Annotated in this window: 20 protein-coding genes and 2 pseudogenes; 7 read left to right on the top strand and 15 right to left on the bottom strand. The window is 25.6% G+C overall.

The genetic code is table 11. From position 1 onward, the window contains the following. A pseudogene (locus tag BUA62_RS11550) lies at positions 1-210 on the top strand (IS110 family transposase); the annotation flags it as partial. Positions 211-467: 257 nt separating this feature from the next. Here BUA62_RS11550 and BUA62_RS09545 read toward each other — a convergent pair. The 13 genes from BUA62_RS09545 to BUA62_RS11785 form a co-directional block, all read right to left on the bottom strand. Beyond that, positions 468-893, bottom strand: a complete 426-nt coding sequence (locus BUA62_RS09545; RefSeq protein ID WP_072865806.1) for a hypothetical protein — start codon at positions 891-893, stop codon at positions 468-470. 74 nt (positions 894-967) lie between these two features. Continuing rightward, positions 968-2,701, bottom strand: a complete 1,734-nt coding sequence (locus BUA62_RS09540; protein ID WP_072865804.1) for an NADH-dependent [FeFe] hydrogenase, group A6 — start codon at positions 2,699-2,701, stop codon at positions 968-970. Positions 2,702-2,716: 15 nt separating this feature from the next. Further along, positions 2,717-4,507: an NADH-quinone oxidoreductase subunit NuoF gene (gene nuoF / locus BUA62_RS09535; protein ID WP_072865802.1), complete on the bottom strand. Its 1,791-nt coding sequence runs from the start codon at positions 4,505-4,507 to the stop codon at positions 2,717-2,719. A 13-nt stretch (positions 4,508-4,520) separates the two neighbouring features. After that, positions 4,521-4,919, bottom strand: coding sequence for a (2Fe-2S) ferredoxin domain-containing protein (locus tag BUA62_RS09530; RefSeq protein WP_072865801.1), 399 nt, complete (start codon positions 4,917-4,919; stop codon positions 4,521-4,523). A gap of 12 nt (positions 4,920-4,931) precedes the next feature. Continuing rightward, positions 4,932-5,438, bottom strand: coding sequence for an NADH-quinone oxidoreductase subunit NuoE family protein (locus BUA62_RS09525; RefSeq protein WP_072865799.1), 507 nt, complete (start codon positions 5,436-5,438; stop codon positions 4,932-4,934). Positions 5,439-5,784: 346 nt separating this feature from the next. After that, positions 5,785-6,885 (bottom strand): GNAT family N-acetyltransferase, encoded by a 1,101-nt coding sequence (locus BUA62_RS09520; protein ID WP_072865797.1) that lies wholly within the window; start codon positions 6,883-6,885, stop codon positions 5,785-5,787. After that, positions 6,869-8,377 carry a YifB family Mg chelatase-like AAA ATPase gene (locus tag BUA62_RS09515; RefSeq protein WP_072865795.1) on the bottom strand — a complete coding sequence of 503 codons (1,509 nt, stop codon included), beginning with the start codon at positions 8,375-8,377 and terminating at the stop codon, positions 6,869-6,871. Before BUA62_RS09515 ends, BUA62_RS09520 begins: the two co-directional genes overlap by 17 nt. Positions 8,378-8,399: 22 nt before the next feature. Beyond that, positions 8,400-9,425 carry a low-specificity L-threonine aldolase gene (gene ltaE, locus BUA62_RS09510; protein WP_072865793.1) on the bottom strand — a complete coding sequence of 342 codons (1,026 nt, stop codon included), beginning with the start codon at positions 9,423-9,425 and terminating at the stop codon, positions 8,400-8,402. Positions 9,426-9,438: 13 nt separating this feature from the next. Continuing rightward, positions 9,439-9,936: a transcription repressor NadR gene (locus BUA62_RS09505; protein WP_200782412.1), complete on the bottom strand. Its 498-nt coding sequence runs from the start codon at positions 9,934-9,936 to the stop codon at positions 9,439-9,441. Then, positions 9,920-10,507, bottom strand: a complete 588-nt coding sequence (locus tag BUA62_RS09500; protein ID WP_072865789.1) for an HD domain-containing protein — start codon at positions 10,505-10,507, stop codon at positions 9,920-9,922. Before BUA62_RS09500 ends, BUA62_RS09505 begins: the two co-directional genes overlap by 17 nt. Positions 10,508-10,590: 83 nt before the next feature. Next, positions 10,591-10,941, bottom strand: coding sequence for a PD-(D/E)XK nuclease domain-containing protein (locus tag BUA62_RS11795; protein WP_072865787.1), 351 nt, complete (start codon positions 10,939-10,941; stop codon positions 10,591-10,593). A 40-nt stretch (positions 10,942-10,981) separates the two neighbouring features. Continuing rightward, positions 10,982-11,419, bottom strand: a complete 438-nt coding sequence (locus tag BUA62_RS11790; protein WP_072865785.1) for an AAA family ATPase — start codon at positions 11,417-11,419, stop codon at positions 10,982-10,984. Between the two features lie 143 nt (positions 11,420-11,562). Beyond that, positions 11,563-11,751, bottom strand: a complete 189-nt coding sequence (locus BUA62_RS11785) for an AAA family ATPase (RefSeq protein WP_268776021.1) — start codon at positions 11,749-11,751, stop codon at positions 11,563-11,565. Positions 11,752-12,062: 311 nt separating this feature from the next. Here BUA62_RS11785 and BUA62_RS11850 point away from each other — a divergent pair, with 311 nt between their 5' ends. The 6 genes from BUA62_RS11850 (at position 12,063) to BUA62_RS09460 (ending at position 19,452) form a co-directional block, all read left to right on the top strand. Next, complete coding sequence (locus tag BUA62_RS11850; RefSeq protein ID WP_268776020.1) at positions 12,063-12,185, top strand: hypothetical protein; 123 nt, start codon at positions 12,063-12,065, stop codon at positions 12,183-12,185. Between the two features lie 77 nt (positions 12,186-12,262). Beyond that, the gene (locus BUA62_RS09480; RefSeq protein WP_072865783.1) at positions 12,263-16,453 is read left to right on the top strand and encodes a coiled-coil domain-containing protein; all 4,191 of its coding nucleotides are present in this window, start codon (positions 12,263-12,265) and stop codon (positions 16,451-16,453) included. A gap of 4 nt (positions 16,454-16,457) precedes the next feature. Further along, entirely contained in the window at positions 16,458-17,402 is a 945-nt protein-coding gene (locus BUA62_RS09475) for a Wadjet anti-phage system protein JetD domain-containing protein (RefSeq protein ID WP_072865779.1), read from the top strand. After that, positions 17,395-18,465, top strand: a complete 1,071-nt coding sequence (locus BUA62_RS09470; protein ID WP_072865777.1) for a hypothetical protein — start codon at positions 17,395-17,397, stop codon at positions 18,463-18,465. Before BUA62_RS09475 ends, BUA62_RS09470 begins: the two co-directional genes overlap by 8 nt. Positions 18,466-18,485: 20 nt before the next feature. Beyond that, a complete protein-coding gene (locus BUA62_RS09465) occupies positions 18,486-18,755 on the top strand; it encodes a hypothetical protein (RefSeq protein WP_072865775.1) in 270 nt (89 codons plus the stop codon). A gap of 4 nt (positions 18,756-18,759) precedes the next feature. After that, entirely contained in the window at positions 18,760-19,452 is a 693-nt protein-coding gene (locus tag BUA62_RS09460; protein ID WP_072865773.1) for a DUF6063 family protein, read from the top strand. A gap of 125 nt (positions 19,453-19,577) precedes the next feature. Here BUA62_RS09460 and BUA62_RS09455 read toward each other — a convergent pair whose 3' ends face one another. Further along, positions 19,578-19,991: a radical SAM protein gene (locus tag BUA62_RS09455; protein ID WP_072865771.1), complete on the bottom strand. Its 414-nt coding sequence runs from the start codon at positions 19,989-19,991 to the stop codon at positions 19,578-19,580. A 65-nt stretch (positions 19,992-20,056) separates the two neighbouring features. After that, positions 20,057-20,608: pseudogene (locus BUA62_RS09450) on the bottom strand (AAA-like domain-containing protein); the annotation flags it as partial.

Here is a 20,608-nt window from a genome sequence, read left to right as displayed (position 1 = left end):
AAAGGTAATAAATATCTTAGAACTTATTTGATTTTAGCTGCTAATTCTCTTAGATATCATAATCCTATTTTCAAAGAATATTACTGGAAAAAGTTTAATGAATCTAATTCTCATCGTCATATGAGAGCTCTTGTATTAAGCGGTAGAAAACTTGTCAATCTTATTTTTTATTTACTTAAAAACAATGTACCTTATATTCCCATGAAATAATTTTTACTCATCTTTGTTTTATTATTTATTTTCTTTTATTTTTGAATTTCAATATTCTCAAACTATTAGCTTCTTTTATAGCTAATTATTTCCTTTTTGCTCTTTTTTACTGATTTGACTCCCTACCGGAAATCTTAAATTCAAAAAAATAAATAAAAAATATATTAATATTATATCTCATATTTAATTATAAGTCAACTTTTAATTTCAAATATATTTTTATAAAAAACAAAATAAAATAGATAGCAGAAGTTATCTCAAGGTAAATCAATTATTAATAAATATAAACTTTCTATTCTGTTATTATCTTTAATGTTTTCAAAAATTTTATAATTATCAATATGTTCAAAATCATTACCATCATGATAAACTAATTTCCATTCTTCAGGATATGCATAATTCCCACTTTCATACCTTTTTATGTTTTCCTTTAAGGTATTTAAAATATAATCATCTTCAGGGACTTTCCCTTCAAAACGTTTTATCATATTTTCTGAGGCTTCTTTTAAACCTTCATACATTGATATTAAATCGTTTATTGTATCTTCAAATAACTTTTTTTCTTCTAAATAATTTATACATGAGGATACATTATGTTCTCCATATCTTTTTGCATATTTTGAAGCAAGTTCATAAGCTTGTTTAGTACTATCAGCAACGAGAATTAATCCATACGTGTACATAAAACTCCTCCTTTACATTTCTATTTAATTTATCTTCATATAATAAAAGCGGGGGTATCCCCGCTTTTATTATATCATAACCATTCTCTTTCAAAATATTCTGTATGTAATAAATGATGAGCTTTTTCGCTATTAGGTTTTCCAAGAAATTCCTCATAAATCTTTTTGATTGAAGGATTTTCATGTGATTTTCTAATAGGTTTATTCCTATCAATCTTATTAATTGCTTCTGTTCTTCTCTTTATTATATTAAAATCTCCGTGATGATAAGGTTGTCCTCCACCACCAACACAACCTCCAGGACATGCCATAACTTCAATCATATGAACTTCTGTTTTTCCTTCTCTGATATCTTCTAAAAGTTTTCTAACATTGCCTAAACCGTGAGCCACACCAACTTTAACCTTTGTTCCTTTAATGCCAACTTCAGCTATTCTAACACCTTCATAACCTCTTACAGCTTCAAATTCAACATTTCCTAATTCTTCACCAGTAATCCATTCGTATGCTGTTCTTAAAGCAGCTTCTGCAACACCACCTGTTCTACCAAAAATATCAGCAGCACCAGTTGATTCACCTAAAGGATTATCGTACTCTTCTTCTGGTAAATTCTGGAAATTAATTCCAGATTCTCTAATCATATCAGCCAATTCTCTTGTTGTAATTACATAATCGACATCCTGATATCCAGAACCTCTTAATTCTTCTCTGTTTGCTTCATATTTTTTAGCTAAACATGGCATGATTGAAACAACAACAATGTCTTTAGGATCTATACCAGCTTTTTGGGCATAATAAGTTTTTGCAACAGCACCAAACATTTGCTGAGGCGATTTTGCTGAAGATGGCATTTCTAATAATTCTGGGAATTGATGTTCTAAAAATTTAACCCATCCAGGACAACAACTCGTTAACATTGGTAAATAACCACCATTTTCTAATCTTTCTTTAAATTCATAAGCTTCTTCCATAATAGTCAAATCTGCTGCAAAATTAGTATCGAATATTTTGTCAAATCCTAAAACTCTTAAAGCAGAAACCAATTTTCCAGTCGAAATAGTTCCAGGTTCGTAACCGAATTCTTCCCCAATAGCTACTCTTACTGCAGGAGCAGTTTGAACAACAACATGTTTTTTAGGATCTTCAATTACATCCCAAACTTGATCAATATATGATCTTTCTACTAATGCTCCTGTTGGACATACTGCAACACATTGTCCACAGAATGTACATGCGGTGCTTTCTAATGACCAATCAAAGGTTGGTTTAACTACTGCATCAAACCCTCTATCTACAGCAGATAATACACCTACAGTTTGAAATTCATTACACATTGTTTCACATCTTCTACACATAACACATTTATTTGGATCTCTAATTATTGCCGCAGAAATATCCTTTTTATGTAAAGACATTTTTCCAAAATATGGATTATTATGAATATTTAATTCAGCTGCTAAATCCTGTAATTCACACTCTCCATTTTTAGGACATTTCAAACAATCTTGTGGATGATCTGATAATAATAATTGAACAGCGGTTCTTCTCGCATGAATTGCCCTTCTTGAATGTGTTTTTACAACTAATCCTTCTGCAACAGGTGTAGCACAGGCTGGAGCTAAATTTCTTCTTCCTTCAATTTCCACCATACAGACTCTACAAGAAGCTGGTCTATTTTCAATACCAATATCTTCTAACTTCATATAACATAATGTTGGAACATATCCACCTATAGATTTAACTGCATCTAAAACTGTGTAATTTTCAGGTACTTCAACTTCTTTACAATTTATAGTAATTTTTGGCATATTTTTTCCTCCTTCCTATATCTTTTCTATGGCGCCAAATCTACATGTTGCATAACAAGCGCCACATTTGATACATTTTTCTTGATCAATTTCATGAGGATTCTTTATAGAACCACTTATTGCTTCTACAGGACAAACTCTCGCACAAGCTGTACATCCCACACATTTTTCCTTGTCTATTACATATGTAATTAAGTTTTTACATACACCAGCAGGACATGTTTTATCTAATACATGTGCTTCATATTCATCTCTAAAATAATGTAAAGTTGATAATATAGGATTAGGTGATGTTTGTCCTAAACCACATAATGCGGAATCTTTGATTGTTTTTCCTAAAATTTCCATTCTTTCCAAATCTTCTATTACTGATCTTCCAGAAGTAATTTTATCTAATATTTCTAATAATCTAACATTTCCAATTCTACATGGAGTACATTTCCCACATGATTCTTCTACAGAGAATTGTAAATAAAATTTAGCAACATCTGGCATACAGGTATCCTCATCCATTACGATCATACCACCAGAACCCATCATCGATCCTAAAGCTGTTAATGTATCAAAATCTATAGGGGTATCTAAATATTCTGCTGGAATACATCCTCCTGAAGGTCCTCCAGTTTGAACAGCTTTGAATTTTTTATTATCTCTAATTCCTCCACCTATATCAAATATAACGTCTCTTAATGTTGTACCCATAGGAACTTCCACAAGTCCAACATTATTTATTTTACCAGCTAAGGCAAAAACTTTTGTTCCAGGAGATTTTTCTGTTCCTAAGCTTCTAAACCATTTAGCACCCTTTAACATTATTGGTGCAATATTTGCAAATGTTTCAACATTATTTATAATTGTTGGTTTTCCCCATAATCCTTTATTAGCAGGAAATGGAGGTTTTGTTCTTGGTTCGCCTCTATATCCTTCAATTGAAGCTAATAGAGCAGTTTCTTCACCACAAACAAAGGCTCCAGCACCAAGCCTAATTTCTAGATCAAATGAAAAATCTGTGCCTAAAATGTTTTCACCTAATAATCCATATTCTTTTGCTTGATTAATAGCATTTTTTAATCTTTTTACTGCTAAAGGATATTCAGCTCTGATATATATATATCCTTGATTCGCACCAATAGCATATGCTGCGATAGCCATACCTTCGATTACAGAATGTGGATCACCTTCTAATACAGATCTATCCATGAATGCACCTGGATCACCTTCATCAGCATTACATACAACATATTTAATATTGCCTTTGGCTTTTTGCGCAAATCCCCACTTTAATCCTGTTGGGAATCCTCCTCCACCTCTTCCTCTTAAACCAGATTCCTTAATTTCTTCAACAACTTCTTCTGGAGTTATTGATAATGCTTTAGCTAATGCCTGGTATCCATCATTAGCTATATATTCGTCAATATCATCTGGATCTATTAATCCTGCATTTCTTAATGCAACTCTCACTTGTTTTTTATAAAATGGCATCTTTTTTGACTCATCAATTCTTTCTTTTTCTGTTGGTTCAACATATAATAATTTTTCAACCTTTCTACCTTTTATAATATGTTCATTAACTAATTCTTCTACATCATCTGGTATAACTTTAACATAAAAAGTATTATCAGGCAAAAATTTTACAATTGGTCCCTGTTCACAAAAACCAAAACACCCTGTTCTTACTACTTGAACATCATTTTCCAAACCATTTTCTTTTATTAACTTTTCAAAATTATCTTTTATTAATTCACTTTTGGAAGAGGTACAACCAGTACCACCACATATCAAAACATGATATTTATATGATGACATTTAAATTCCCTCCTTACTCATTAATTGATTTGTGAGTTTCTCCAATAATCGAATCTTGTAATAATTCTCCATTTAAAATATGTTTTTCAATCAAATCTTTTGCTTTTTCGCCTGTTATTCTTCCATATAAAATAGGTTCTTTTCCAGGCTCATTTATTTCTACAGTTGGTTCTGCATGACAATACCCCATACAACCAGTTTGAATAACTCTTATATTATCTAATCCTTTTTCTTCAATTACATCTAATAATTTTTCAAATGTTTCTTTTGCGCCTGCAGCAATACCGCATGTTCCCATTGCTACTTTTAATGTAATTAAATTTTCATTATCTGCAACAGTTCTCAAAGATAATTTATTTTTTACTAACTCTTTTTGTTTTATTAAATCTTCTAAACTTCTTATTTTAGGCATAAATTCCCCTCCTTATTCCTTATTCCTTGCTCTATAATCCTTTATTAATCTCTTTACATCTTTAGTTGTAAGTCTTCCGTGAACTTCATCACCAATCATTACAACTGGAGCTAAACCACATGCCCCAACACATCTAACAGCATGAAGACTAAATAAACCGTCTTCTGTAGTTTCATCTTCTTTTATCCCTAATTGTTTTTTAAATTCTTCTAAAATATCTCCTGAACCCCTAACATAGCAAGCTGTTCCCAAACAAACACTAACAGGATATTTTCCTTTTGGTTTCATGCTAAAAAAATTATAGAATGTTACAACACCATATACATCTGACGCATGAACATCTAATTTTTTAGCAATTACTTTCTGAACATCAATAGGTAAATAACCGATTATTTCCTGCGCTTTATGTAGCACATGAATTAAATAGCTTCTTTTTGTTACTTTATCTTTTCCTTCTAAATTCAATGAATCGATGTATTCCTCTACCTGTTTAATTTGATTTTCAAGTTCCACGGACATTCCGTTCCCTCCTTGATGTTAAGATTTTATATACAAAAATTATATATATTAAATATATAGATATTTTTTTCACAAAAAACGTATTTTAGAAAGTTAAAAAATGATTAAATGCGACAATTATTGTCCGAAATAGATACTTTTTTCACAAATTCACAAGAATTAAAATGAAAATCATTTTTAAAAAATCTTCATAAGAATTATATACTATGATGGTTTAATTTAGTATGTGAAATATAACAAATAAAGTAAGAAGATATTAATTTTATGTAAAAAAAGCTATTATACGCTGTTTTTAATTAATAGAAAATAACAACATCCTAACATACACGCAACATTTTCACAATATTTAAAATAGATTTTTAGGTTCTGTAATATAACCCATAAATAAAATATCATAATATTTATAATTTATAAAGGCTGCTTCTTTCCTTTTTCCCTCAATTGTAAATCCTAATTTTTCATATAATGATATAGCCTTGGGATTATTAGAAAAAACCTCCAATTCAAGTCTATGTATCTTAGGATTTTCTATACACCATACAATATGATTATTAATTAACATTGTACCAATACCTATATTCCTAAAATTTTCCAAAACACTTATTCCTAACTTAGCTGTTCTTTCAAGTCTTTTTCTTTGTATATTCCAATAAATATCACAATTACCTATTATTTTCTTTTCATATTTTGCAATTAATATTCTTATTCCAAATAATTTTTTCGATATATCTATAATTTTTTCAATATCTTTTTTTGTTTTATCAAATTCATCTAATTGAGTGGCTAAAGTGCTTGTGTTTTTTAAAACATTTTCATAAAATTCCATCATATTATTTGAATCATTTTTTTCTGGAGTTGTTATATGTATGCCATAGCCATCTAAACGATGTATAAAAAATTCTTTTTCTGCTAAAAAATTTTTATTTAGTAAAAAATTCTTAAAGTTTTGTTGGTTTGAATAAACGTTAATTATATATTCATCTTCAACAAATGAAGCGATATCATTTAACGTTTGAATCATCAAATTTATATTTTCCACATCAAAAAATACGAATTCAACTATATTATTTTTTAAGATGTATAAAGAAATAACTTTTTCATTTTGTTTCAAATATCTAATTTTATATCCTTTTTTATAAAAGTTTGCTAAATCAAATACTGTGAAAGGAATTAAAAATTTATTAGTTAATTTTAATATAGAATATATTAGATCATTTTCAGGATAAAAGTTAGAAAATGTCTTTAAAATATTTGATTCTTTTTTTCCTTTTAATATATATAATTCTCCTATATTATTCATATAATAATATTCATTTTTTACTTCTGAAAAGAAGTAAATATATCTTTTGGGTATTTTTTTTATTAAATCTAATATCTCCCTAAATTCTGTATTATTTTTCAGCTTAAAAAATAAATCACCATAATAATTCTTATATATTGTTATCACCTCTAAACTGAAAAGCTTCAGCTATATCTTCAATTGTAATTTTTTCCAAACCTTTTAGATCTGCTATGGTTCTTGATATTTTCAATATTCTATTAATTCCTCTACCTGTCATTTTAAATTTTTTTGCTCCATTTTTTAAAAAAGATTCAACTTTGCTATCTAATTTTATATATTTTTTTATTTCTTTTTGATCGAGTTTTCCATTTAATTTTCCCTGTCTTTTGATTTGTATCAAACTTGCTTTTTCTACTCTTTTTTTTATTGCTTGTGATGTTTCTTCCGAAGAACTTACGAACATTTCATCAATTTTTACTCTTGGAACTTTGATTCTGATATCAATTCTATCGTAAATAGGCCCAGATACTTTTTTGTTATAATTTAAAATCTGATTTAATGAACATGAACACTCATGCTCATTATCACTATAATATCCACATGGACATGGGTTTTGTGCTGCCACAAGCATAAATTTTGCAGGATATGTTGCAATTAATTTAGCTCTTGAAATTGTTACAAAACCATCTTCTAAAGGTTGCCTTAAAGATTCAATTACATCAGTTCTAAATTCTGGAAATTCATCTAAAAACAATATACCATTATTAGCCAAACTAACTTCACCAGGCTTTGAATCTGCACCACCACCAATTATAGAAGCTGTTGAAGCCGAATGATGTGGAGATCTAAACGGTCTTTTATTAATAACTTTATTAAGAAATCCGTATATAGAATATATTTTTGTGGATTCTATCATCTCTTCATGAGTCATTTCGGGTAATATTGTAGGAATTCTTCTTGCAATCATTGTTTTTCCAGAACCAGGACTACCTGTCATTAAAAGGTTATGAAAACCGGCTGCTGCAATTTCCGCAGCTCGCTTTGCAAAATATTGACCCTTTATTTCAGAAAAATTCAATGAACTTTCAACTTTTTCATATTCTATTTTTTTAGGATTTGCTTTATACATCTTATTTTTTTCTATATTAAAAATATTTATAATATCTATTAGTTTTTCAATTACAAAAACATCATTATTTTTAATAAAAACAGCTTCTTCTTCATTTTCTTTTGGAATAATAAATTTTGTATTTTTATTTTTATTTGCAATATCGAGTAAAAGTAATGTTATACCAGGAACTCCTCTGATTTCACCATTTAATCCAATTTCTCCAAATATGTAATAATTATTTATATCAAAGTTCAATTGTTTTGAAGCTAGCAAAATAGATACTGCTATTGGCAAATCAAAATGAGTACCTTGTTTTTTTATATTACTTGGAGCAAGATTAACAGTTACATTTCCATTAGGAAATGTGAATCCAGAATTTCTTATTGCACTAAATACTCTTTTTTGACTTTCTAAAATGGCGGTACTTGGCATACCAACTATTTTAAAAATCTGTTGCGTAGCTTTTGAATTTATATCAACTTCAACAATTATAGGTTTTACTTCGAAACCGGATACATATGCACTGTTTACTTTTGAATATTTCACCCAACATCCCCCTAACTACAAATTATTGATTGAAAAATTTTTCTATAAATTTAATTGTTTTATCTATATCTTCTTTTTTTATCCAATAATGAGTAACAAATCTATATATATTCTCATCTGGTGGGTTGATTTTTATTCCATTTTTTCTTAAGAATAGAATAAAATCTTTTTTATTGAATTCCTTATTTATTTTAAAAAAGACCATGTTAATCTCAACATTTTCAATTATATCAATAAAATCAAATCTTGATAATTGATCTGCTAAATATTTTGCATTTTCATGATCTTCCTGTAATCTAAAACGCATTTTTTCGAGTGAAATAATACCAGCTGCAGCTAATACTCCAGCTTGTCTTAACCCTCCTCCCATTATTTTCCTTTTTTTCTTTGCCTTTTCTATAAATTCAGAATTTCCAACCAAAATTGAACCTATTGGTGCGCACAGTCCTTTAGATAAACAAAAACTAATAGAATCAGCATATTTAGCGATCTTTTTTGGATCAACATTTAAAGCAGTTGCGGCATTGAATATTCTCGCCCCATCAAGATGTATAGGAATATTATAATTATCAGCAATTTCTCTAATTTCTTTAAAGTTTTTTAATGGAATTACTCTTCCATTAGAATGTGCATTTTCTAAAGCAATTAATCCTGTTTTTGGATAATGTATATCTTCAAATTTTCTTATTTTACTTTCAATCTCTTTTGGATTTAGTATTCCATGATCAGAATTTATAGTTCTTAATTGCACACCAGCTATTACCGCGGAAGCCCCAGCTTCATGTTGAACAATATGACAATCATCACCTAATATTACTTCATCACCTTTATTACAATGTGTGAATAAAGCTAATTGATTTCCAAATGTCCCACTTGGAACAAACAATGCTGCTTCTTTTCCTAATATATCAGCCGCCAAAAATTCTAATTTTTTTATTGTTGGATCTTCGTCATATACATCGTCTCCTACTTCTGCTTCAGACATAGCTTTTCTCATTTCTTCAGTAGGATGTGTTACTGTATCACTTCTCAAATCAATAAATTTCATGTTATCCCCCCATTCAAAAATCTAAAATTAAGTATTTTCTTATCGACTCTTTTACTTTTTCGAAGGTTTTTTCATCTTTAACTTCAATAGTATGAATATGAATACCTTCTGATAATTCTAATAATGGTGTAGCATTTGTTGTTTTTAATAAACTCATAAATTTAATTATATCTTCTTCATTTTTGACATCTATTCTTCCTTTTATTTCTCCATAAATAGGATGTTCTACTATAACATCTAATATTTTCCCTCCAGCATTTACAATAGCAAATAATTCACTTTCAATCTCATCTGCATCATGCTTAACTGCTATCATTTTTCTTATCCCATGTTCTCTTTCTAACATGTACCCATCTCTTGTAGAGACTATATTATAACCATCTGATTTTAATTTTGAAATATATTGTATTATCATTTGCCTACTAACACCAATTTTCTCAGCTAATATTTTTCCTTTTATAGGTTTTTCAAACTTTTCTAAAATCTTTAAAATTTTATCTTTCTTTTCCATAATATCCCCCAATTTCATTTTCTAGACCTTTTATAAATAATTCAATGATTTTATGTTTTTCTTCAGCTAACTTTTTACCAGTTTTGGTATTCATTAAATTCTTCAATTTTAATATTTTTTTATAAAAGTGTTCTATTCTTTCATGTAAATTCCCACCATTTTTATGCATAAAAACTCTTGCAATACCAATATATCCCAAAGCATCTAATCTGTCAGCATCTTGAAGTATTTTAGCTTCTAAAGTTTTAGGTATTATATTTTTTTTAAATCTATGGTTAGCAATGCAATAAGATACTTCTTTATATTTTTTAAATCCTATACTTTTCAAATATTCTTCCGCTCTTAAAGCTCCCTCAAGCGCATGATCTTCAATTCTACCAATTAATTCATCATGTCTTGCTATATCATGCAACAAAGAGGCTATTATAACAACTTCGATATCAGCATTTTCTTTTTTAGCTATTATTTCTGCATTTTTTGTTACTCTTAATACATGTTCTAAATCATGACTATGATCAAAATTTTGTTTCATTACATATTTATAAACTATATTAATAAAATTATTTTTCATAATATTCCACCTTTTTAGTTTTGGATTAGTATAACATTTTTTTGTATTTTTTGTCAATAAATATTATCTTTTTTAAAATAAAATTATTTAATAACAATTTCCACATTTTTTTCATCAAAAGCAATAGCAACCTTTATTACTTTTCCTATTCCATAACTCTTTACTTCTTTTTCATATTTCTTTTCTTCTATTTGTTTCATTCCAAGTTCTGCACTCTCTTTTAATTCTCCGTCTTTTTTATAGTATTTTTTAAATTCAAATATTATTCCAGGTTTTGCTTTGTCTTTGGGGATTAATATTAAATCTGCTCTTCCATATCCCGCTTCTCTGTCACTTTTTATTATATATTCTTCTTTTAATGCCATGCTCATTCCAAGGGTTAGTCCATGGTAAAATCTTTCTGGTTCTTTCCCTGTTATATCAAAATAACTCAATGTATCTTTAACTGCTTCTTTAAAATCTTCTTTAAATTCTTCATAGTTTTCTTCTATCAGGTGTTTTTAATTTGTACTCTACACTGTTTCCTTCTCCTTTTTTATCTTTCCAGGTTAGGTATCCTGTGAATAAGAACAATGTCCATATGCTTTCTTCAAGATTATCGTTTAAATCTCCATATACTAAATTTTCATTTATTGTACTTTCTATTGTTCCGCCATTTATTAATTCATATATTTTTGTTTTTATTTCTGCTGTCCCTTTTCTTATTAATTCTTTTATTAATGTATTTCCACTGCTGTTTATCCAGTAGTTTTTTATCTCTTTTTCATCTACAAGATTTATTATTGAATATGGATTATATATTTCTATTCCCCCAAAATTAAATCCGTTATACCATTCTATTATCCTTTTTTCTTCATATTCCATTCCATAGTATTTTAATGTTTCATGGACTTCTTCCCTAGTTAATCCCAACTTATCATTGTATAATTCATTTACTACTGTAGCAACTTTTAAATTATTTACTCCTGTGAATATGCTTTCTTTTGCTATTTTATCTTCTACTGTATATCCTTTTATTTCTTCTAATTCTAATATTTGTTTTATATATTTTTTTTCTAATTCATTGATAGTAAATCCTCTTTTTTCGCATCTTTGAAGGTTACATACACTACTGGATATTTATTTAAATATTTTTCTATTATTTCTTTTTCTTTGTATATTTTTAAATTTTCAAATAGATGTTTGTTATCCTGGTCGTTTCTGAAGAAGTATTTTAACATACTCATGTTTAATGTTTTTCCAATTTTTCATTTTTTCACCTCAGAGTCTATTATACCATACACTGAAATATACACTGAAATATACTCATCCATATCAAAATTATTAATTTATATTCTAATTATTCGCTAAAGGCGTGACTTGAAAAATAAATAGGCAATTTTTGAGTTTTTGCCTGTCTTATTTTTTGTAAAATGTTATGATATAATAATTATAAAAAAAGAAAGTCATTTTTGATTTTGTCAAAAAATATTATTTAAAAAAAGAAACGTTAAAGGGAGATTTTTATTAAAGTTAATTTAAAAGAACTTGTGGACACCATGGATTCTTAAATTTAATGTTTAAAAATAAAATTTTCAGACTTGGTTTAAGAGAAAAATGGTATGAACACAAAATGGAAAAATATAAAGAATTTGCTATAGAATGGTGTGAAGAACATGTATTAGAATATGAGGAATAATGAGTATATATCAGATAGTAAGTTTGAATTTTTTGATACTGTAATATTATATTAAAACTGATGGAGCGAGGTAAAATATGCCTAAAATAGATAGTTTTAGAATAATTAATGTGGATTATGATAATAAAGCCAAGAAAATCAACGATTTATATATAAAAATGAATGGAAAAAATACTAATATTATAATAGCAAACGGTTCCGGCAAAACTTTTATAATTTCATTGTTATTTCAAACAATAATTCCAGGTCATGTTTCAGCAGAGGGTAGAGATTTTGAAACGATGTTAAAAGACATAGAAGGAACTGCACATATAGCAATATGCCATACTCTTGATAACAATAAAAAGTTGATTACAGGATTTGCAGCCAAAAAAACTGATAGAATAAACTATTATAATTATACAATTGAAATACCATTAAATTATACATTAAAAGATATTAAATATATAAAAGAAAATGGTGAAGTTGTTGAATATAATGAATTTAAAGATTATCTTGAAAAAAATAAAGAAGTTTATAATATAAAGTTATTTCCAGAAACTTTAAAGAGTGAATATAGAAAATATCTTGAAAGTTATAGAATTTTCAAAAGCGAATGGGAAATGATGTCAAGGACAAATAAAATTGAAGGTGGTATTTCAGAATTTATTTCTTCTAGTGCAAGAAAAAATACAGAAAAATTATTGTCACAATTTATAATCCCAAATATTACATATTCATTGAAAAATAAAAAAATAAATAATGAAATAGCAGAGACCTTTAAAAATCAGATAGATAATATAAGAAATTTGCCAATCTGGGAAAAACAAATAGAAGATGGAAAGAAGATATTAAAGCTTTTTAGTAATCAGATAAATAAACTAAGAGAATTGTATGATTTACAAAAAGAAATACATAAAAAAGTTTATACATTATTTGAAATAAACAAACTATTAAAACAGCAAAAAAGTGAGTATGAAAATATTTTAATTGAAAAAGAAAATTTTAAGTTCGATATAGAAAATGAAATTGAAGAAATTTCACAAAAACTTATAAATATCAAGAACGGTTATTTGTTATATAGTCTTGAGACATCAGAAAAAAAGCTCGAAGAAATTATAGAGCAAAGAAATAAGTATGAAAAAAAGATTTCTGGATTTGAAGAAAAAATAAATTTGAAAAATGCACTGGAAGAATATTTTGAATATAATGAATTAAATAGCGAATTGAATATTATAAGTGAGGAAATAGAACAAAAAAACTCAAATGTTAACATTCAAGAAGAAATAAAAAAGATTTCTTCAAAATTATATGATTATTATCATAATCATATAAAAAATATCGATAAAAAACTGTTAGATACTGAATTTAGTATAAAAAATATAGAACTAAAACATATAAATTTAATAAAAGAGATTTCTGAAAAAAATAATGAGTTAAAAAAAATTAAAAAAGATATAGAATATTTAAACCAAAAACTTTCTCAAATTTCAAAAATTATAGATATAGAAAAAAACAATATATTAAATAAAGAAATTAATGAGAAGATAAAATTAAAAGACAATTTAGAGAAAAATATAGAAGATTTGAAAATCAAAATAAATAAGGAAGAGAAAAAAGTATTGGAAATAGAGAATTTATCTGATAATTTGAAAAATAAAATAAAAGAGATAAAAAAAGAGTATAAAGAATTTAAAAAAAATCATGAAGATATTATAGCTTTAAAAAAATTATATTCCATTAACTCATTCAAAATGCTATATATTAAAATAAATGATGAATTAAGAAAGATGATTATAAAAATGAATACAGCTGAAAAACAATTAAATTCCATAGAAATTTTAATAGATAAAATAGATAAAAATAAATTTATTCCAATACCGGAAACTATAGAAAAAATTGATTATCATCTTCAAAACAAGAATTTTTATGATTATACAATTGGTTATTCTTTATTGAAAAATAATATTGAAAATTTTAAAAATCCGTTATTATTAAATTCAATTGTGGTTCAGGAAAAGGACATCAAAAAATTGGAGAAAAAATTAAAAAATTTTGACTTAAATACAGATATAGTATTTATACAAACAAGAGAAGACATTAATAAATTCGAAATAAACGATGGAATTTGCAAATTTGGAATACAGATTATAATGAATGATTATCATAAATTTATTTCAGGTGAAATATCCATAGAAGAGTTAAAAGAAAAATACATAAGCAAAAAAGAAAAAATAGAAAAAAATTTAGAAAATATTAAAGAAGATTATGATCAGATAAATCAATATCAAAATATAATAGTTAAATTTCAAAATATATATGGAAACGACGATGAAAAAAAGAAAAAAGAATTTGAAAACATATTGGAAGATTTAAATTCAAAATATAAAGAAGAATTATTAAATATATCCAGAACAAAAGAAAAAATAGAAATTTATAAGAATAAACTTAGTGACAAAAGAAAACAATTGATTGAAGTAGAAATTAAGTTAAGAGATTTTCAAAAAAAGCAGAATAAATTAAATGAGATTCAAAATGCTATAAATGATAGATTTGGAATAAACTTATATCAAATAAAAGAATATTTAAAACGTCTAGCAAAGCAAAAAAATAATATAGAAGATAAAATTGTAAATTTAAAAAATGATATTGAAGAAATTAATGAAAATAGAATTTTTCTTAATAAAGAAAAAGAGAACTTAATCATAAAAAAAGCAGAATATTCCAATGATTTATCTTTTTATGAAAAGAATAAATGGAAATATGAAAACGAAGATATTCAAAGTTTAAAGTCGAAATATGAATATCTGATTCAGGAAATAGATACTCGCGAGTTATACAACAGAAAAGAAAAGATTCAAAAAAAGATAAATAAAAAATTAATAAAAATAAAAAAATATAATTATACATTTGAAACGCTGGAATATTTAAAAAATACAGAATTAAAAAGCGAAGAATACTATCGTAATAATATAAAAAAATATAGAAATATAGTGGACGAATTAAACAGAAATACCGGAATATTGGAAAACGAAATAAACTCATTAAAAACCAAAATAACAAATTATAATGTTCCAACACTTACAGAAGAAATGTATATTGAATTAAATAGCAAATACGAAGAAGAGCTGACTACTAAAAAAGAATTATATTCAAAGCTAATAGAAGATATTAACAAAACAAAGAATATCTTAGAACAAATCATAAAAGATATAAAAACCGAAGAGGAATTGCTACAGAATTATAAAAAACCTGAAAAACAGATAATAACAGATTTTGAAATATTTAAAAAAGAAGAGCTTCACAACAGTTTTATAAAAACATTAAAACAATTAAAAATCCTGGAAGATAATGAAAAAGAAAAAAGAAATCAAATTTCCGATGGATGGCAGGAAATGAAATTGTTGATTTCTGAAGAAGGTTTTGATTTAATAGTAAATATGGGATTTTTATATGAAAAAACAGATTTTAAATATGATTATGAAACCTCAAAAAGTTTATATTACACAGTTAAAGATATAATTGATAAAAAAATAAATACATTGATATCATATAAAGAAAAAGCTATGAGATTCAAAAGAGAAATGATAAAAAATATATTAAGCGAAATAACCTTGTATATTTCAACATTAAAAAAACTTTCGAAATTTTCTGAAATAATAGTTGAAGACCAAAAATTAGAAACAATAAAAATACTGTTAAATAGATATAATGAAGAAGATGTATATAACAGAATATCTGATTATATAGATGAAATAATAAAAATAATAACAAACAATGAAAGTAATAATTTTAAAGAAAATGAAGAAATTAGAAAATATATAAATACATCTTTTTCAATATTTAATTTATTGAAAATAACCAATGGTGCCCCTATAAAAATAAAAATCTTAAAACCGGATAAATCCTTTGAAAATCCAAGATGGTATTTTCTGGAAAATGTATCTTCATGGTCAGGTGGAGAAAAATTTTTTGCATTTTTTGCAATATATATATCGATTACAAAAGTAATGAAAAATAACATAGGTGGTTCTATGATTATAATAGCTGATAATCCATTTGGAAAAGCGAGTTCCGAACATATATTATCTCCATTAATGATACTTATGAAAAAAAATAATGCTCAATTTATCACCTTTACCGCACATAATGATGTAAATATATCTAAATATTTTAATTATAATTATAGCCTTGTACTTGTAAAAAGTACAGGATTGAGTAATATTTTAAAAATTTCAAGAAAACAAAAAACAGAGACATTTGAAAAAGGGTATTACGTGGAATGGTGATAAAATGCAAATAAAAAAATATCTTGAAAAATATAGTAAAAAATACATAACCTATGAAGAAATAGAAAAAAACATTAATATAGAATATGAAATATTATATAATGAAATTAAAAAATTAATAGATGAAAAAATACTAATTCCGATAAAAAACAAAAAAGAAAATGGAAGATATCCCTCTTTGCCGGAAAAATTTAGAATAAATATAATAAATAAAAAAGATAATTTATTTATATTACATCCAAAAATTAATATAAATTACTATTTAAACCATATGAACGAATATCAAAAAGATAAAGAAATTATTTTAAAAATAGATCAATTTTTAAAAAGCGAAAAAAAAGAACCTGTTGCTACAAGAGAAAGGGCCTATGAAATATTTAATGATGAAAAAGCATTTGAAAAAAATAAAAGAATATTAAAAGTATTGAAAAATATAAAAATAAATATAAAAAAGGATTTATATACCTTTGATTCAAGAGAACCATTTTATATATTTACATTTAAACCGGATATGAAAAAAGTATTAATTTCTGAAAATCAAACACCCTTCTACAATTTTTATTTATTATCAAAAGAAAATATAATTCCGTTTGATGCAGTGATATTTGGTGAAGGAAAAAAGATATTGCGAAGCTTTGAGTTTATATATGAGTATGTTCCGAAAAACACCATATTTTATTATTGGGGAGATATAGATTATGATGGAATATTAATACTTATAAAATTAATTGAACGATATAATGAGTATAATATTTATCCGTGGAAAGAAGGATATAATTTAATGTTAAAACGAAAATCAAGAGATACAAAAGTGAAAAATAAAATAAAATTTGAAACAAAGGACGAATATTTAAAAAAATTAATATCAATAGTAAAAGAAAAAAGGGTTATTCCACAGGAAGCTATTGATTATCAACAATTGAAAAATCTGGTGATAAAAGATGTATAAAACATTTCAGGAAAGAATATTAAATATTGGAGAATTTATAGCATTATACAAAAACCTCACATCATTCAAGAAGATATCACCTTCACGTTCATTTTCATTGGGGATATTAATGTTGATTTATATATTCAATGAAACACTTTCAGGTAAAAGAAATATAGAAATTAACGTTATCATAGAAACTATAAAAAATATTGACAATGAAATATCTGAAGAATTAATAAAGGAAATATTTGAACGATTAATCTTTGAGAATGGATTTAAAGGATTATTATTTGAATATTATGATTATGAAAGTAAACAAAATAAAAAAATAAGATATAACTTTCTTGATATTAATACAAAAAAAGAGGAAGGAAAAACAAAAATTTATGTATCCCTAACAAAATCCGGGAAAGATTTTCTTCTTAAAACACTTGAAGTTTATAAAGAATTGCAAATAACCATGGAGTTATTATTTTTGCAAGAACAGTTTAAAAAAGGAACATTTATAAATGCAAGAAATTCTGCTGAAAAATTGAAATTAGTGGTCTCATCGGAACTGGAAAATATTGAAAAGTTAATATATGAAATAAGAAGAGCGCCATGGAGAGTCAAATTCAAAAAAATAGAAGAGACATATGATTTTACATTAAATCAATTACAAAATGAAAAACATATATTTGATAATATCTTTTACCTTGCAGACAGCTATGATTTAGAAAAACTTGAAGAAGAAAAAATAAAAAATTTAAATTATATAAAAACAATACTTTTACAATCAAGAGAAATGCATTCAAAACTTCTTACAAAATATCAACAAATAACAGCAGAAATAATGAAATCTGGAGAAAATAATTTCTGGAATCATATAGTTGGCGAAATAAATATTGAAAAAAAATATATAGATTTATTATTCAGATATAAAGAACTAAATCCTATGGCAATTTATATATTTTCCTCATTAAAACCAAAAAAAAGCATATCCTTTAATGATTTTTTTAATAATCCCTATGAACATAATATCAAAAAGAACATTGTTCTTGAACATATAGATGAAAATATAATCGATGAGCAAAAGAAATAGAAAAATTACAAATAACCTTTTTGAAAAAAATATTATCGAGATTACAGGAAAAAAATGTATATTTAAGCGAAATAATAGATAAACCTAATAAAACAATCCTGGATACCGTATTATATTTGCATCAGTTAAAAGAAATACATATTTATAAAGAACCATTATTTAAAAAGGCCATAGACGAGTTAAATAATAGAATGTTAGATTATAAAAAAATACAGATAATTCCAACAGAAAAAGAAATCACAATGGAAAATTACAAATTTACAGAATATATATTCAAAAAAATAAGGTGAAATTATGGAAAATATCGAATATGCAATGGCAATAATTTCGAAACTGATAGAAAAAACTGAAATATCTGAAAAAGACAATAGAGAACTTATACATATATACTTTAATAATGATCAGATAAAAACAATAGTAGAAATATTTGCTGAAAAATCTAACTTAACATTATATGAATCACCTTCGGAAGATTATATATGTATAATACCAAAAAGTTCAAGAAGTATATATGCATATAATAAAGACGATATATACAGAAAATACAAACTGGATCAAAAATCATACATGATATTTATGTTTTATACATTTTGCATCTTATATATATTCAATGATTTACAAGAAATAAGTGTAAAACTGGATAAAGTTTATGAAATAGCAGAAGAACAGATAAATAAAGTAAAAAACGATTTGGAAAAAGAAAATATAAACAAAAAATATAACTGGAATTTTAAAGGACTTGTAAAAATTTGGGATGAAATGAAAGAAATATCTAAAACATCTACAACAGAGATAAGAGGAAGTATTTATAATAAAAAGGGTTTATTAAAAAAGACAGTTAAAATACTAGATTCAGAAAAAATTTTAGAATATATAGAAGGAAATATAGACGCAATAAAAATAACGGAAAAAACACATGCCGTTTTAATGGAGTTATCCAAAAATCAAACATATTTAATGTTAAAAAAATACTTTGAAAATAATTAATAAGTTAAAATAAAAAATTGGGGAAATGGTATGGAAGAATTAAAATTGATTAATTTGAAGAAGAATCATTTTGATAAAATTTCTGAGATTGTAAAGCCCTTATATGAAAATGATCTAATGAATTTTTATTCATCTGGAGCATCTAAGCTGGGAAGTACTAAATCAGCATTTGAAAGTTCATTTCTAACTATTTCATCATATAATAAAGAACCATTAGTTATAACAGCGATTTTAAATTTATCATTATAATTTTTTTTAATCCAAATTATTATTTCCCCTATCCCAATATGTAAAGTAGGTTCTCCATCACCAACAAAAGTAATATAATTAATTTTTAGTTCAGAATGCTCTATAGCATATTTTAATTCTTCAATAATTTTTTCATTTGGAAAATATTCCAATCTCTTATTAGTAAAATTTGTAGTTTTTCCAAGCTGACAATAAATACATGAATAGTTACATGTTTTTAATGGAATTAAATTTATTCCTAGAGAATTACCTAATCTTCTTGAAGGTACAGGACCAAAAACATAAGGCATATTCGCCATCTCCTAGATTATATATATAATGCATATATTGTATCACAAATATATAACAAATAAAATCATATTTTTGATGGACTTTCAAAATTTGTTTTTATAAACCATATATGTAATTTTATTCCATTTTCTTCTTCTGTTATATATTCGAAATCTTTTATTGCATTAGAGTATATTATTAACCACCCTTCTTTTAATCCAATTCTCTTTAAGTATTCTAACAATTGTTTTTTGGTATTTTCATATTTTTTTGGTCCTGGATTTCTTTTTATTTCTATTAAATATTTTTGTTCTTTATATCTTATTAGTAAATCTATCTTTCCCCCACCTACTTCTACTTCTGTTAATACTTCTCCTCCTAATTCTTCCATGTATGTATTTAAAAATATATCAAGATTATATTGATATACTCCTTCATATAATTTTTTTCCTTTAAACATCTGTCCTCCACGTTTTTTTATATACTCTATATATTTTTTCATAAGTTCGTTTATTTTTAGCTTTCCGTCTTTTGTAAAGTATTTTGATAAGTTCTCATAAAAATTTATTATATAATCTCTTTCTCCATTTACTTTTGGTTTAAACCTTGCATATAATGCTTTATAGTATAGTGGTAC

Origin of the sequence: Marinitoga hydrogenitolerans DSM 16785, assembly GCF_900129175.1 — a bacterium.
In the GTDB taxonomy this organism is placed as follows: domain Bacteria; phylum Thermotogota; class Thermotogae; order Petrotogales; family Petrotogaceae; genus Marinitoga; species Marinitoga hydrogenitolerans.
Note: the sequence above shows the minus strand (reverse complement) of the source record. Positions and strands in the feature narration are given on the sequence as shown.

Coding starts and splice junctions, on each gene's coding strand:
- BUA62_RS09505 (WP_200782412.1), bottom strand. CDS start 9,936: ATGGAAAAGAAAGATAAAATTTTAAAGATTTTAGAAAAGTTTGAAAAA.
- BUA62_RS09460 (WP_072865773.1), top strand. CDS start 18,760: ATGGAAAATATCGAATATGCAATGGCAATAATTTCGAAACTGATAGAA.
- BUA62_RS09455 (WP_072865771.1), bottom strand. CDS start 19,991: ATGCCTTATGTTTTTGGTCCTGTACCTTCAAGAAGATTAGGTAATTCT.
- BUA62_RS09530 (WP_072865801.1), bottom strand. CDS start 4,919: ATGCCTAAAATAAGAAGTTTAGAAGATTTAATAAAACAAAAAGAGTTA.
- BUA62_RS09525 (WP_072865799.1), bottom strand. CDS start 5,438: ATGTCCGTGGAACTTGAAAATCAAATTAAACAGGTAGAGGAATACATC.
- BUA62_RS09475 (WP_072865779.1), top strand. CDS start 16,458: ATGCAAATAAAAAAATATCTTGAAAAATATAGTAAAAAATACATAACC.
- BUA62_RS09545 (WP_072865806.1), bottom strand. CDS start 893: ATGTACACGTATGGATTAATTCTCGTTGCTGATAGTACTAAACAAGCT.
- BUA62_RS11850 (WP_268776020.1), top strand. CDS start 12,063: ATGTTTAAAAATAAAATTTTCAGACTTGGTTTAAGAGAAAAATGGTAT.
- nuoF (WP_072865802.1), bottom strand. CDS start 4,507: ATGTCATCATATAAATATCATGTTTTGATATGTGGTGGTACTGGTTGT.
- BUA62_RS09470 (WP_072865777.1), top strand. CDS start 17,395: ATGTATAAAACATTTCAGGAAAGAATATTAAATATTGGAGAATTTATA.
- BUA62_RS09480 (WP_072865783.1), top strand. CDS start 12,263: ATGCCTAAAATAGATAGTTTTAGAATAATTAATGTGGATTATGATAAT.
- BUA62_RS09540 (WP_072865804.1), bottom strand. CDS start 2,701: ATGCCAAAAATTACTATAAATTGTAAAGAAGTTGAAGTACCTGAAAAT.
- ltaE (WP_072865793.1), bottom strand. CDS start 9,425: ATGAAATTTATTGATTTGAGAAGTGATACAGTAACACATCCTACTGAA.
- BUA62_RS09500 (WP_072865789.1), bottom strand. CDS start 10,507: ATGAAAAATAATTTTATTAATATAGTTTATAAATATGTAATGAAACAA.